Raw genomic sequence first — 15605 nt, forward strand, 5'->3', positions numbered from 1 at the left:
AATTTGCTGCTAAATATGCATTCTTTTACTTTGCCGCATTGAGATAAGCCAATAAATCAGCCATTTGCTGTTTATTAATCTGTTTCTCTAAGCCTTCGGGCATGAAAGATAACCGAGAACTAATGAGTTCATCGATGTCAATCCGCAATACCGTATCGCTGGTTCCATCGGCACGCGCGATCGTAATACTATTGGCATTTTCCGATTTGATTAACCCGGTAATTGTTCTCCCCTGAGTCGTCACAATCAAGTAGGTCACGTATTGAGGTTTGACCTCTCGATTTGGATCGAGAATATTTAACAACACTGCCTCTGTGCCTCGATCCTTAATGGCTTTCAAGTCAGCCCCTAATTGCACTCCCACATTCTCCAGACGATGACAGGCGGCACAGGATTTCTTGAAAACTTTCTTCCCATTCGCTGGATCTCCCTTCAACTTCAGGGCGGCCTGATACTCCTTAATCACATCAGATCGACCCGTCAGTCGTTGATTATCAAACAGCGACTCAGCCAGTTTCTTGATTTTGCCATCCTGATTTTTCTTCAACAGTGCCACACGCTCCGGACTGATATCTCCCGGATTGATCTCGCCGTCCTGGATCGAATCCAGCAAAGTCATCAACCAGGCCTTCCTTGAGAATAACGTCTCAACAGCACTCATGCGCAATTGCGGGCTCAAGCTGGGCCAGGCTTCGATGATCAAGCCGGCCACACGATCATCGTTAACCAGCCCTAGTTTGGTAATGGCAGCCTGACGTACCTGAAGCGGCTGTTGTACTGATAACAACTCTTCGAACACGTCTTTGGTTTCATCAAATTTTCCAATACTCAAAGTATCAATCGCATCCACGCGTGCCTTGACAGGTAATTTGGAATTCAAAGCTTGCTGAATCGCAGTCTGCATCATACCTTTGAGTAATTGTGCCGTGCGCTGACTGGTGGATTCGGCGATCACTTTCTTGGTCGAATCGGACGCACGAGAGAGCAATCTTCTGAAAAAGATTTCCGTTAATTTCTGATCTGCGGATGGCATGGCCTCCAGTGAAGTCAGAAACAACTTTACATCCGCGGCATTCTTTTGCGCTCCGATTTGTACCGCTAAGGCAACCAGAAAATCCTGACTGTGCTTTTCTTTGAGAAATCCGGGAGTCTTTACCAACATCGAAAAGACCTCTGCTGCTCCCTGATTGAGCGAACTTTGAACCGCCATGCGGATCCATTTATTTGAAGTGTTCTGTCTCAGAATCTTGACCAGTCCCTGATTCCGTGGGACGGAATCAAAGGCCCCCAAAGAAAAAGCGGCCTGGTACTGAACGTCCAGGGAACTGTCATTGGCCAGCGCAACCATCTGCTCTTGAATGTTCGGCGATTTCGCAAAGTACTCAGCGATCCTTAAAGCCTGGATACGGACTTGAGCGTCTTGGTCCTGTAGCCCTTTGAGCAATGTTGTTTCGTCTAATGACTTCAAACCGTCCAACGACCAGAGTGCGGTGGCACGAGTAATTGGTTTCGTTGATCTGGTCGCCAGATTCTTTAAACTTCCACTGACAGAAGTGTCCTGACGTTCAAATAATAATCGCTGCGCTGTATCGCGGGTCCAGCCGTTGTCACTTTCCAGTAAAGCAACCAGTTCCTGTGATGAGAGCTTCCCATATTGAGGGAGCGCTGGCTGTTGAAATCCTTTGGGGACAATTCGATAGATGCGTCCTTTATCTTGTCCTCCCACCGGATCTAGGTGTTTGATCACATCTTCTGGAATAAAGGGAGCCCCTTCGATAAGCTCTCGATACATGTCCAATACATAGAGTGCCCCATCGGGACCGTTTTCGAATTGAACCGGACGAAACCAGACATCACTCGAAGCCAGAAACTCCGCATCCTGATCGGCACGCGGCGCGATCAATGACAAACCATTGGGTTTCGGCGCGGCGCGATATACCAGATTGTTGGCTGGTTCACCGACAAAAATATTCCCCTGATATTCAGCGGGCCATGCCCCACCGCGAAAGATCGTGATACCAGTCGCGGCGGTAAAGAAACCGGAAGGTTTGCCCCCTTCAGCGTTTCCTTTTTTACTTTGTGAACGAATGCGAGTTCGTAAGATACGCCACGGTTCGACCTGGCTGATTCGCATTAACTTTGTGTATTTGCCGCCCGGAGCAATGGAAACCGGTGCCGCTGGTGGCGCGAGATACGGATTGCGGGCAATATACCGATCGTCATACATCAGCACCTGCATCGGAACACTGTTCGCACACACAAAAACCCGATTCCAGTTCCCCAGGCTCATCCCGTGTTGGCCACCACCGGTCGTTAATTCGATAGTGCGCGTCTCCGGGTCGAAAATGACATTACGACCTTTAGTGTTATACTTTCGCTTTTGTTTATCCGCAGTGACTGTGACCATCCCGCCATCGATGCCTGTCGAAAAATGGATTTTGTTATCCAATCCCCAACGAAACGAATTGATCATCCCTTCATCACCACGATCACGGCCAAAGCCGGTCATCACAATTTCTTTGAGGTCGGCAATCCCATCACCAGTCGTGTCTTTACAATAATACAAGTGGGGTGGAGCGCCCACAAAAACGCCACCTTTATAACTGAATACCGCAGTGGGCAGAGTGAGATCAGTTAAAAAAGGGAAACTCTTATCAAACTTTCCATCTCCGTCCGTATCTTCCAGCAACTTAACGGAACTGTAACCTTCTTTTTTTGCGTCATTGTATTCGGGCATCTCAACAACATAAGCACGACCACGGGCATCAAAACACATAGCGACTGGATCACGAACTAAAGGCTCAGCAGCAACGAGTTCAATTTGGAAATCGTCATGAATTTTGAATGACTTCAAAGACTCTTCCGGAGTTCGTGGAAGAATACGAGGCATCTCCGCGGAATAATCGACTTTGGGTTTTGATTTTGAGTTGTCGGCTGACATGACATTGACTGTCAGACCCATAATCAAAACAGGAAGGCCAATGGAAAGGATGATCACAGGCCGTAAATTTCTCAGAGCAAAAAGCGAACGCATTAAATCAATCCTGTTGTGAAAACTAGTGGTGTGAAAGGGATGGCAGGGCTATTTCTTAACTATGTTCAAATATTATAAAAAGTGGGTACAAGGAATAGAAAGGATCTTTTAGCATAAATCCTATGAATTTATGGATGTAGTGTACCTGCAGGTGCTCTTCAAAAGTCGGAAAGTCGGGCAGAAGACTGAAAATGAGATTCTAGGCTGGGTGGTGTTTGGCAGATAGAATCGCCTCCTCCTTACCAGGTCCAGAATCCTGATCAGCCAAGTTCTGGACCCGGTTAAGCGGGGAAAAGCTAGCCTGCTTGTGTGATTTGCAAAAAGTAATCAGCCAGTCACTATCGACGGCGTTTTCTGTGATTGAAATCTAAAATAGGATCAAGGTCATTGGAAGCAAAGACCTGATCCAGCATTCCGTGATTAACGTCACGTTCATGCCGATGCGACCGACGGTCATCGTCTCGACGATCTGCGTGCTCTCCCCTGTGACGTCCATCATGCCTATGATCACGATCGTCGGTGTCACGCACATCGACATCGATCTCCACTCCGTCAGCCACTTCAATGGTGTCATCACCGTCCAAGCCCCGAACCACAATTCGCTCCAGGCCGGTGAAATCCAATTGCAGGCCGTTGACATCAACGAAACCATCGTTCACGATGATCGAGTCGGTTTGGTCCGTACCTTTGACGATCAATGTATCAGAACGGCCTTCTCCCGCTTCCACGATCAGACCACCGGGTAGTTCTGCTGTGGTGATCCCCACGACGGTGATGTGCTGCGACCTGCCATTGCTACTCGTGAGCATCAAACGGTCAACGCTATCAAGCGACTGACTAGTGATCACCTGCCGCGTTTTGTTGTCGACCACTTCCAGATTTCCGTCTTTTGCGCGAATGGTGGCATCGGTTGTTCTGGTTTCCGCCAGGTCAACCTGCATGACAGTGGGTGCAAAGAAGACGTTTTCCTGCAATCCCGAGATATCCGAGTTGCGTTCAATCACATCGGCCAGCGTCGTGCCGTTGATTTCCTTGAGTGCATCACCGGAGAACACGTTTTCGTACCAGAAGCGATCTCCATCACGCAGTCGTTCGAACTGATCGATGATGATGGTCGTGAACGTCTCCCCCATACTCGATCCCGGCAGATGATCTTCGGCCAGGCCGCCGACCCACAGATCGATGTTATCAACTGTGCCGTACAGCGCTTCCAGTTTGGCAGCGACTTCCGGATCGGATGAGATGTCGGAGAAGCTTTCCACGGCTTCCAGTCCCAAAGCAACCCTTGTTGAGTTATAGTCTGACAGTCCATGGTCGCGACCACGCTGAATATTCAACGACGCCAGATCGAAACCGCCGGCTCCTGGAGGACCAAACAGGAAGTTGCGAACATCATCAACGACTTCGTTATCGAGTTCCTGTGCCAAATTCACGGTTACCCCGCGCAACAGAGAATCAATCCCATGGTCTTCCAGTTCGCTCGGGTTGAAGAACGCGTCCAACAACGCAATATTGCCTTCGTCAGCAACGTTCCCGTTCTCGTCAAGCCGCAACAGTTCGGACGAGAGCATGGAGTGCCCAAAGCGATAGGCGGCATTTGAAAATTCGTTGGCGATACTGGGATCGACCGTGGAATCATATCCAGCGTATTCACTGACAGCACCGGTGCCGAACAAAGCCGGGAGGAATTCATTGAACGTGATTGCCTGTAACTGGGCAGCAACGGTCTGCCGCGCCTGTTGATACAGTTCTTCATCGGTCAGGTTCGGGTTTTCAGTTGCCAACTCTGTCGCAATCCGATTGTGCTCGCGCACCCAGATGGTGTGCATCGCAGTCAATGCGACGTTCTCGTTGGCCCGAATATCGCCCGCCAAAAAGAAGCCATCGTCTCCGTATGGCAGCAGATCACCGTCACTGGTTGCCAGCAGGCCACCTTCGAAAGTTCTCAACTGGGCGGCCAACTCTTCATCCGAACCGTAGATTACCGAACCATCGATAAACGCCGTAATCTGATTGATCTGCTGTCGAACACCGTTCTCATCCTCTTCGAATATTGATCGATTCAGATTAATAACAGCATCCCCAGTGCCTGTTGGATCGAAAAATACGTCACCGGTCGGTACTTCGATCGGGAATGACTCCAGCGGATTTCCGTCTGCATCATGAGCGGCTTCGGTCAGGGTGATATCATGATCGAGGAATTGTCCCCATAACCAGAAGATGTCTGTCAGATAGCGATCGTTGGTTTCAGAAGAGTCTGCGGCAGCGATGACATTGCTGATTTCACGAGCACTTGGACGATCTTCCCCCGCAGGAGTCGACAGGCCGTCACCATAGTCCGCGTTGGCCAGACGCAGAAGTTCTGTGTCGGTACTGCCGAGTTCCGGGTTGTTGATGTTATTGCCAATCCCGTCGATCGATGCGTATTCGGTAACGGTGTTTGACTCCGTGTTCGAATCGATAATGTCGGTTGAGATGGAATTCACCGCAGAGAGCAATTGACGATCTTCAAGGTACTCAGCAGCTGAAATGTGATATGATTTACGGGTGGCCTTGCGTTGACGATTGGGTTTTCTTAATAGCATTTCGAGTTCTCCTGATGCGTGCAGTGGCATGCGCGCAGTTCTCTCGAACTGATCGACGGAAGCCACCAGACGCGTGGTTGATTTTTTGTATAGACGAAGGCCCGCCCTACAAAAGGTTGATCAACCGGACTACTCAAGACAGCGAGTATTCCTTTTAGATAGAGTCTCTAATTTGAAAAACGAAAACCCGTTAAACTGATCCACAGAAATTCGACAGAAAATTTATCAAATTCATCAAAATGGATATGTTCGACACCTGTCAGTTCACTAGAGTTCGTTTCGAAATTCAAAATTAAGTGGACAGGCCGGTACCAAATCAGGCTCAGAAAATTTGTGAACGATAAAGCTTATTTGATTAATCGTGTTAATTCGGCCTGTAAGGTTTTGATGGTTGTCTGAGACTCTGGCTGATCAATCAGGTTTTTCATCTCATAAGGATCATGCTGAACGTCATAGAGTTCGTTCATACCTTCCAGCTCATTAAACTGGATATACTTCCAACGCGGTGTTCGTACTGCTTTATATCCCATTTTGACAAGACGTGGAAAAACAGTATCGCTGTTATATTCGATCAGGAACGAATCTCGCCAATCATCGGGTTGTTCCCCTTTGAGTAAAGGAACCAAAGTTCTTCCATCGTACTTCTGTTCCACTTTCACATGTGCCAGGTCCAGTATCGTCGGGGCCAGATCCACGCTGACAGCAAACTGATCGACGAGCGTACCTGCTTTGATTAAAGGGGGATAACGAACTAACAGCGGAACGCGAATTCCTTCCTCATAAGGAAGCCGTCGTTCGACACTCAAGCCATGCTCTCCATACCAGTAACCGTGATCACTGGTAAAAACAAACACGGTGTTATCAAGCTGCCCCTGTTTTTCCAACAGTGCACAGAGCTGCCCTACCCCTTCATCGATGCCCGCCAACATCCGCAGCCGGTCACGGATGACCTCATCGCTGGTTCCCGTTTCTCGACTTAAAGGAGGCAACCCTGGAACGGCTCGTAATAAGGCGCGTTTGCCTTTTAAGTTATCAATCACGTTTAAGCGTCTTGGTATCGCATCATTCGCGTATAAGTTCTCATGTCGTTTTGCCGGCATAAATTTCGCTGCGGAGGGATCAGTAATACTGCCGTCGTCACGTTGCGTCAATTCTGGATGTAACGCCTTATGAGCAATGTAAATGCAAAACGGTTTGTCTCGTTTCTGCTGAACGAATTCATTGACTTTCTGATTCAGAACATCCGTCGTGTGTCCGCTGTGTGGTACACGTTTGCCATTCTCATTTAACACCGGATTGAACGACGTTCCCTGCCCCTTCATACTCACCCAATAATCAAAACCGGGGCGGGCCGTATCGTCGTTGCCCATATGCCATTTACCGACGTAGGCTGTATTGTAGCCTGCTTTTTGGAGTGCATGCGGAAATGTTTTCAACGTGTGACTATGCTGGCTTCGATTTACATTGTCCAGAATTCCATGATTGTGTGTATAAAGCCCGGTCAGTAAACATGCCCGCACAGGAGAACAAAGAGGAGTGGAACAAAAGGCATTGCGAAAGCGGGCACCTTCATTAGCAATACGGTCGATGTGAGGCGTTCGCACAAAAGGATGCCCCATACAGCCCAGTTCGTCCCACCGCAGGTCATCTACCAGCACTACCACGATATTCGGCCTTTGCGCTGGTTCGGCAGCCTGCAATAAACTGACTTCGGAGGCTGAGAAAAGGCAAAGCCAAACTAAAACCCACTTCGACACACTCTGAATCAACCGTTTCATCTGCTCTGTTCCCGGATGTCATATTGGAAAAATGGTTTGAGCACTCTCGTCAGTTGCAATTAGCTCTTAGCCACTGTACCAGACTCCCTGACTGAATCAAGCAAAGCGCTTCGGGACACACTAAAAGCAACGATACCGGTTTCATGAAACAGCATGACATATTCCAGAAAGAAACGTAGGTCTCTCTTGTTACTAGTGCCCTGTTTTCATCTCAGACGCTGGAACCCGATCAGTTAAAATAAGAGAACCCGAACGGAATCTGGACCGCGCATTGTGCGTAGGAAGTTGTAGACATCCCAAAGGATGCGGTGAGAGCAGTACTTTGCGGGCTCTGTCTGTATTTCGTGTGTCTGCTAAAAAAGGAGAATTAAGATGCTGATCTGGTTTGTCCTGATTTTTCGTATGCCGATTTTGTTTTTGATTACACAGCATCATGGTGAACTGCATGAGTCGGTCAAGCGAAGTATTTGCGCAGTTTTGTCTCAGACATGGTATCTGCGCGGTCGTATAAGTCGTGGTTTTAGTAGAAAACAGACCATTTTGGATCAAAATAGTAGTGTGCATCGAGAACTGAACGTAAGAAGATATTTGCAAAATTTTGAATGCATAGCGGGTTTTGTGGTGAATGTTTTCGCAGCTGAAGAAGTTATTACTATTAGAAAAAGGTTGCCTCGCGCGCGACAGAAACGTAGTGTCCCGAGCGGCACGATTGTGTCAAGATGTGGTTTGCACCACTGAAAAAGAATCACGAAAAGACTCGGAGTTGCGTAAATGTCAAAAGATTTCCATTTTTACTCTAGTAGATTCACTGAGGTTAACATTCACAGGCAGAACCAGTTACTGTTTGTTCTCCTGTATTCGAATATTCTGTTTTCTTAAGAAAAAATTAATCGACTTTATATTAGTCATCGCTGGTCGGTTTTGTATAAAATAGTAACACACTCCATTCCATAATCCTCTTTATAGTCTGGAGTTCGGTCATGTGTGATTAATCGAGGAACAACTCTGGGAGTTATTGCATGTCAGGAAAGCAAGTCAAAAATGCGAGGGGACTCTCGCGACGCTGGAAGATCAGCGGTTTGTTTGGTGTGGTTGCCTTAAGCATCATCATCTTCTCGGGGCTTCATGATTCGGAAGCCGCTCAACGAAAACGAGGAGCCAAGAAGAAGCCAGCTCCCAAAAAAGAAGAACCACTTCCACCTCGATTTATGGTGAAGTCAAAACCGGTCAGCACAACGAAACTCTCCAGTGCGATCAAATCAGCAGAAAAGATCGATAAGCTGGTTGAATCAAATTACTTCAAACACAAAGTCAAACCCAATCCGATGTCGACAGACGAGCAATTCCTACGTCGCATCTATCTCGATATCACCGGCACGATTCCCACCTATCGCGAAACACGCTACTTTTTAGCTTCGCGTCATCCGGATAAACGAAAAAACTTAATCGACCGTTTATTAAACAGCGATGGCTACGCCAGTCATTTCTATAACTATTGGGCTGATGTCCTACGTTATACCGACCGTTTAAACAACAATGTCGATGGGCGCCCCTATCGACAATGGATTAAACAATCTCTGGCGGAAAACAAACCGTGGGATGATATGGTCAGCGAAATGATCACAGCAGAAGGCTTGATCTGGGAAAACCCCGCTACGGGTTATCTGCAACGCGACTCCGGTATGCCGCTGGACAATATGAATAATACGGTCCGAATTTTTCTGGGTACACGCATCGGTTGTGCGCAATGCCACGATCATCCCTTTGATCGCTGGAAACAAAAAGAATTTTATCAAATGGCGGCATTTACATTTGGTTCATCGACACGTGCCAATGGAAGAGACAAACGATTTTATACAGGCAGTGATCCTAACCGCCGTCTGCGAAAAGAATATAACGAGTTGGGACAGGAGGAAAAAGACAGACGCCGCAATCAGGGACGGTTTAACCGTATGATTCGGGTTAACATGATGGTTGTCAACGATCAGATCAATCGCAAGATCCGGCTGCCACATGATTACGCTTACACGGACGCCAAACCGAAATCGGTGATTGAACCAAAGACCTTGTTTGGCAAACCGGCTGATATCAAAAAGGGAGAAGCGCCACGCAAAGCGTTCGCCCGCTGGATGGTATCGAAAGATAATCCCCGATTTGCTCTGACCATCGCCAACCGCTTGTGGAAGCGGGCATTTGGTCGCGGTCAAATCGAACCTGTGGATGATATGATGGATCATACCGTTGCAGAAAATCCGGAATTGATGAAGTATCTTGAATCAGAGATGAAACGACTCAATTTCGATATGAAAGAATATCTGCGAATTCTATACAACACGAAAACCTATCAAAGACAAGCCACTACCACTGATACGCCCTTGAGTGAAGCTTATCATTTCCCCGGTCCCATTCTAAGACGTATGACAGCAGAACAGGCCTGGGATTCATTCTTAACGTTGGCAGTTGTTGATCCTGAAGAGTATCGAGAATTACCTTCGGATGTTCGATCTGACATCATCGCTGTGAACTTGAATGATGCTTCAGCTCAGGAAGTTCTCGATGCTGACAAAAAAGTACGAGAGGAAGTTGACCGTAAGCGTTATAAACGTGAAAAGAAATATAAATACAAAGGGCAATTACTGGCAAGAGCTTCCGAGTTACCCTCACCAGTTCCGGCCAGTCACTTTTTAAGGACCTTTGGTCAATCGGACCGTGAACTGATTTCTGCCTCTTCAGACTCAGGTTCGGTACCTCAAATTCTGTTTATGTTTAACGGTCCTGTAACTCATATGATGCTTGAGAAAGGATCTACGATTTACAATAACGTAATCGAACAAAAAACAGTCAAAGAGGGAGTGGATGTCATTTTCATGACAATTTTAAATCGACGTCCCGATAAAGAAGAATCCAAAATTGCAATGGACGAAATCGAAAAGAATGGAGCCGCCGGTTATGGAAATGTCATCTGGTCGCTCGTGAATACACGCGAGTTTCTGTTCATTCAATAATTGTCAATAAGACTACGTCCAGAGCGTTTGCTCTGGGCTAGACTACAATCACAAGAAAATTTTCAAATATAAAGGCATTCGCAATGCAAGAACTTCTTTCGAAACTTGATGGACTGGGTCGGCGACAGTTTATTGAATATGCTGCCAAGTCAGCTTTGGGAGTCAGTGTACTCCCCGTATTCAATAATCTGATAGAAGCGGCTCCAGCAAAATCCAAAGGTGGCAAAGCCAAACGCTTGATCTATTTATATATGGCCGGTGCCATGACTCACCTTGATACGTTTGACCTGAAGCCAGGACATAAAAATCAAGGCGAAACCAAAGCGATCAAGACCAGTGTTCCCGGAGCACAAATCAGTGAGTTCCTTCCCACACTGGCCGAAGAGTTTGATAAGATGGCGGTCATCAATTCCATGTATACCGAAACCGGCGCTCATGGTCCCGGCGAATACATGATGCGTACGAGCTATAAGAAGATCGCGACTACGCGACATCCTTCTATGGGTCCCTGGATTCAAAGATTTAAAGGACGTTACAACAAAAATCTGCCTGATACGGTTCTGATCAGTGCCCCGGCACGACACCCCAGTGCAGGATTCCTGGATCCTTCGTTTAGCCCCTTGCCAATCGGCGATCCTAATCGAGGCCTGGAAAACACAAAATCGCCTTCCTATCTGTCAGACAATTCATTTGATAAACGAATCAACTTGATCAACAAGTTTGATAAAAAGTTTCAAAATAAATTTAAAACCAAAGATGTTCTGGCTTATACGGATTTCTATTCCCAGGCCACTACACTACTTTCCAGTGATGAGCTCAAAGCATTCGACTTGAATGAAGAAAAGCCGGAAGACCGCGATAAATATGGTCGTAATTCCTTCGGCCAGGGTTGTATGCTGGCGCGACGTCTGGTTGAAAATGATGTGCGTTGTGTGGAAGTCACTTTCGGTGGCTGGGACATGCACCGCGATATCTATGATGATCGAACTTTACCAACACGTGCCGGGATTCTGGATAAGGCTTTAGGCAACCTCCTGAAAGATCTATCCAGTCTTGGTCTCCTGGATGAAACACTTGTAGTGCTGACAACGGAATTTGGTCGTACTCCTGTGATTAACCAAAACGCAGGCCGAGACCACCATCCCGGCGTCTTTTCTGCCGCACTGATGGGAGGCGGAATTAAAGGTGGTCAGTTCTATGGAAAATCAGACGAAGAGGGCCACAGTGTTGATGCGGATGGTGTCTTACCAGCCGACTTCAATGCAACGATTGCTACTGCTTTGAATCTGCCTTTGGACAAAGAAATTTTCTCACCCGATGGTCGCCCCTTCAAGGTTGCCCACGATGGTGAACCTGTCACAAAGCTGCTCTAAGTTCAGTTGTGGCTCGCAAAAAATCAAAACGGCTTCCACTTTGGAAGTCGTTTTTTTGTATGATATCACACAAAAAAAAATCCGATGTTTTTTTCGAAATCATATAATTATAGTAGCTTCCCAAATTTTCCGTGACTATGATCAAACTGTTGGTTCTCTACTGAATCAGCATCGCGTCCTTCCGAATAGATCAGAGTACCTCAAACTGTTAACCACTTTAAGTCAGTAGTTTGAAAGATGAGTCCCTCCTGCTTAACCTCAAGATTGTAAGCTGAGAAAGATCGCTCAGATGATGAAAGTCAGCCGTACATTGTTATTGGTTCAAATGTTGTTCAGCCTGTTTTGGTGCTGTACGATTACCAAAGCAGATGATAGTTGGACTCAGCTGAAAGGAAGCAGTCAACGATCGGGAAACGCGGCTGAGATCACTTTAAAAACTCCGCTCTCCCTTGCTGCAGCGGTTCCTCTTACAGACGGTATTTTTACATCTCCTGTCGTTAGTGAGGATCAAGTTTTCGTCGTTGATGGATCAGGGGTTGTCTTTGCCATAGACACAACGAGTCATAAAGTTATATGGAAGTTCGCCACGCGTGGCGGTTTGGGGAACTGCAATAATGTAGCTTCGCCTGCAATCATTGATAATTATCTACACGTTGGCACAACTGCCGGTTACTATTACGTTCTTGACTGTAAAAACGGCGCTGTCATCAAAGAAATAGACTGTCGTGAGCCAATTTTTTCTGCTCCCGTCGTAAACGCAAATCGGGTCTATTTTGCCACATTGGGAGCACAAGTCTATGCGGTCGAACCCAATGGTGAAGTTGCCTGGACCTGGGATTTCGTGAAAGAAGTTGTTCAGTTCAATGGGAACCGCTGGAGTGGTGCAGACTGGCTCGCACACCGCAAAGATCGAGTCACGTGGCGCGACCACTTTGTGTGTTCTCGCGACATTTGCTTCGCTGGAAATTCGATTGTCATTCCCGCAGGAGGGAGAACCGTATTTCTTGAGGACGATGGTAAACAACCCCGTCTGCGCGCAGTAGGCGAAGTCCCTAAATATGCCGGTTCAGAATATCCGGCGACCTTTGGGCAAAGTGCCGATGACGCTGGTAATGTATTTGTACAATGGCATCGCCGCGACAACGCAGGCCGCGTGGAAGTGATGCAGCTGGATGGTGAAAAAATCAAAGCAGATTATATCAAGGGAACTCAAACATCAATTCGAGATCCGGGGCTCTTGAGTTTTGCTTCCGTCAGTATTCGAGGCAATGATGTCTACCGTGTTCGCCCGGAAGAAGGGCTGGGACTGTGTCGTCACACCATGGGGGACGAGACCACTGAAGTCCTCTGTGCGGCTGCTTCTGTCTGTTCTCCTGTATTAACCCACGATCATGCTGTCTACGGAGGCCTTGATGGAAAACTATATGTTGTCCCACTGAAAGGTGGAGAGGCAACGACATTCACCACAGCCTTCGATGCACCGATCACAGCGCCCGTGGCAATCGCGAATAATAAAATCTATGTTCCCTGTGAAGATGGTTATCTTTATGTTCTGAACGCTGACGGAACAATTTCAGGACCAAAGGCTGCCTTACCGGAGCGAGATTTACAAGTCTGGAAAATACGCAGCCCCCTGACCGGACCACTCACTGATCCGAAATTTGACTGGTACACCAATTATGGAGACTTCGGTGGAACCAATGCGAACGCACAAGGTCTAAAGCCTCCACTCCGGATGCGCTGGGCACGTCGGTTGGAAGGGACCGTCAAACATCTGCCCGTCTGTGGTGGTGGTCGACTCTATACACATACTGCGGAAGGTCAAATCATTGCCGTTGAGCAGGACACCGGTAGACTACTCTGGAGACGCTATTGGCCCGACGTCTATTTATCATTTACCTCGCCACTATATATTGATGGGAAACTTCTGATCCCACAAGCAGGTATCAAAAAATCACGCATGCGCTGTCTGGATGCAGCAACCGGTAAATTACTTTGGGAAGCGCCCTTTACCGGTTCCCCCAGTTGGAGCCGTCAGTTTCCACCGGTCGTGCATGGCAATATTGCGATCTACGCTTCCGGCTCCGGCGAATACGCAACACAGGGAACGGAAAAGGCATTCACATTCGGAGGCAAGCCAGCAGTACAACCAGACGGACGCGAAGTGATGAGCTGGATCTATTCCAATGACAATCCTTACTACCCGAAAGATCACCATCCGATCGTCTGGGCCTGGGATTTAGATACCGGCGAGGTCATCTGGAAAAAAGACTTTTCCCAATATGGTCGTGGCGGAAATGATTGCGGTATCGCGATACTTGATGGCAAGCTTTATTACTCCACATTTTTTGGTTACGCCACCAGTCAACGCAAGCGGCGCGGATTACCTGTCGAAAACAATGGAATCACTGCCTGCCTCGATCCTGAAACAGGTAAAGTCGAATGGCTGACAAACAAATATTATGTCACTTCAAAGTGCACTCTCAGTGCGCGTGATGGGCGGATCTATATCGGTGGTTTTAACCGGGCTAATGAAAACACACAGGATCGATTCGTATGGTGCCTGGATGCAAAAGACGGATCACTGGTGTGGAAATCGGATGCAGTGACTTCGGCACTCAATGTCGTGACCGTAGGTGAGGAATTCATCTTTTCGAATGCATTACGAGGCAAGGGAAATGTATTTGATCGAGTTAGCGGAAAAGTTGTCAACAGCATCGGCCATAACTACGCCTGCTGTCGCTTCACACTTTCTGAGCCTTACGTTCTCGGTGCGAATATGGATATGATTGATCTTTCAGACAATGGCAAACTGGTTTCGACCGGCCCCGCCATTGATTCACGTGAATGTCTTGGAGCGGTCGTTTCGAACGGACGCATTTTCTATACATCACAGGCCAGTGGTTTTGTTGTCTCACAGACGTTTGGTGAAGAATCAAAAAAACTACCTGCGATCTGGGAAAGGCCGTGAATCAAGGGCATTCATTTGATGTCTGACTGAACTTTCTAATTAAGGATTTATTAATTTATGACACCTGGAGGGAAAAGAAAAAAGTGCCAACTCGTTTGCACTCCCTTTTGGCTCACATTAAAATTCGTGGATACGTCAGTGTAATGGCGTACCCTTCTGCAGTTGCAGAAATATTTTGTCGCGTATTGTTAACCAAGGAGAAATACATGAAAAGACTGCTTACACTTTCAGTAGCAATGATGTTTGTCGCTGCCAGTTCTATCAGTTCTGCTGCAGAACTAAAGTCTGGTATCGAAGTTGGTGGTAGACCTGGTGCTTACACAGTTAACGACTGCACCGGCCCTAACGCTGGTAAATCACTTTGCTACCGTTGCAGCTATGGCGGACGTCCTGTAGTCAATATTTTCGCTCGCGAAATCGATGGCAATGTTGAAGATCTGATTGCACAGATTGATGAAAAAGTTGGTGCAAACAAAGATCAAAAGATGGCCGCCTTCGTTGTTCATTTGACAGACGATGCTGACAAATCTAGCGCTGCCCTGAAAAAAGTGGCTAACGCTAAGAAAATCAAAAACACACCTTTAACTAACTTCGAAGGTGAAGCTGGTCCCTCATCATACAAAATCTCTAAAGATGCTGATGTTACTGTTTTGATGTGGGTTAAAGGAAAAGTGAAGGTCAATCACTCTTTCAAAAAAGGTGATCTGTCCAAAGACAAAATCAAGAAGGTCGTTAATGATACATCTAAGATTTTGAACTAACGATTTCTTACCATAACTCTGAAGATTCGTAGACCCCGCTTCCCAAAATTGGTTAGCGGGGTTTATGCATCCCACCGCATTAGACTAAGACGAGTCTC

The 15605-nt window shown here is 47.1% G+C and carries 8 protein-coding genes; 5 read left to right on the forward strand and 3 right to left on the reverse strand.

Annotated features, from left to right (window positions below; translation table 11 throughout):
- Window positions 1-25: 25 nt before the first annotated feature.
- The 3 genes from V144x_RS20025 to V144x_RS20035 form a co-directional block, all read right to left on the reverse strand.
- Window positions 26-3034: a PVC-type heme-binding CxxCH protein gene (locus tag V144x_RS20025; protein WP_144987479.1), complete on the reverse strand. Its 3009-nt coding sequence runs from the start codon at window positions 3032-3034 to the stop codon at window positions 26-28.
- Between the two features lie 338 nt (window positions 3035-3372).
- Window positions 3373-5649, reverse strand: a complete 2277-nt coding sequence (locus V144x_RS20030) for a peroxidase family protein (RefSeq protein ID WP_144987481.1) — start codon at window positions 5647-5649, stop codon at window positions 3373-3375.
- 317 nt (window positions 5650-5966) lie between these two features.
- The gene (locus V144x_RS20035; protein WP_144987483.1) at window positions 5967-7397 is read right to left on the reverse strand and encodes a sulfatase family protein; all 1431 of its coding nucleotides are present in this window, start codon (window positions 7395-7397) and stop codon (window positions 5967-5969) included.
- A 372-nt stretch (window positions 7398-7769) separates the two neighbouring features.
- Between V144x_RS20035 and V144x_RS20040 the strand changes: the two genes are divergently transcribed.
- The 5 genes from V144x_RS20040 to V144x_RS20060 all read left to right on the forward strand — a co-directional run bounded on the left by V144x_RS20040 (window position 7770) and on the right by V144x_RS20060 (window position 15507).
- Window positions 7770-8135 (forward strand): hypothetical protein, encoded by a 366-nt coding sequence (locus V144x_RS20040; RefSeq protein WP_144987485.1) that lies wholly within the window; start codon window positions 7770-7772, stop codon window positions 8133-8135.
- Between the two features lie 281 nt (window positions 8136-8416).
- On the forward strand, window positions 8417-10402 hold the full coding sequence (locus V144x_RS20045; RefSeq protein WP_144987487.1) for a DUF1549 domain-containing protein: 1986 nt from the start codon (window positions 8417-8419) through the stop codon (window positions 10400-10402).
- A gap of 83 nt (window positions 10403-10485) precedes the next feature.
- Window positions 10486-11775 carry a DUF1501 domain-containing protein gene (locus V144x_RS20050; RefSeq protein ID WP_144987489.1) on the forward strand — a complete coding sequence of 430 codons (1290 nt, stop codon included), beginning with the start codon at window positions 10486-10488 and terminating at the stop codon, window positions 11773-11775.
- A gap of 289 nt (window positions 11776-12064) precedes the next feature.
- Window positions 12065-14746, forward strand: a complete 2682-nt coding sequence (locus V144x_RS20055; RefSeq protein ID WP_144987491.1) for a PQQ-binding-like beta-propeller repeat protein — start codon at window positions 12065-12067, stop codon at window positions 14744-14746.
- Window positions 14747-14829: 83 nt separating this feature from the next.
- A complete protein-coding gene (locus V144x_RS20060) occupies window positions 14830-15507 on the forward strand; it encodes a hypothetical protein (RefSeq protein ID WP_232102581.1) in 678 nt (225 codons plus the stop codon).
- Window positions 15508-15605 lie beyond the last annotated feature (98 nt).

This window comes from Gimesia aquarii (assembly GCF_007748195.1).
Classification (GTDB): Bacteria; Planctomycetota; Planctomycetia; order Planctomycetales; family Planctomycetaceae; genus Gimesia; species Gimesia aquarii.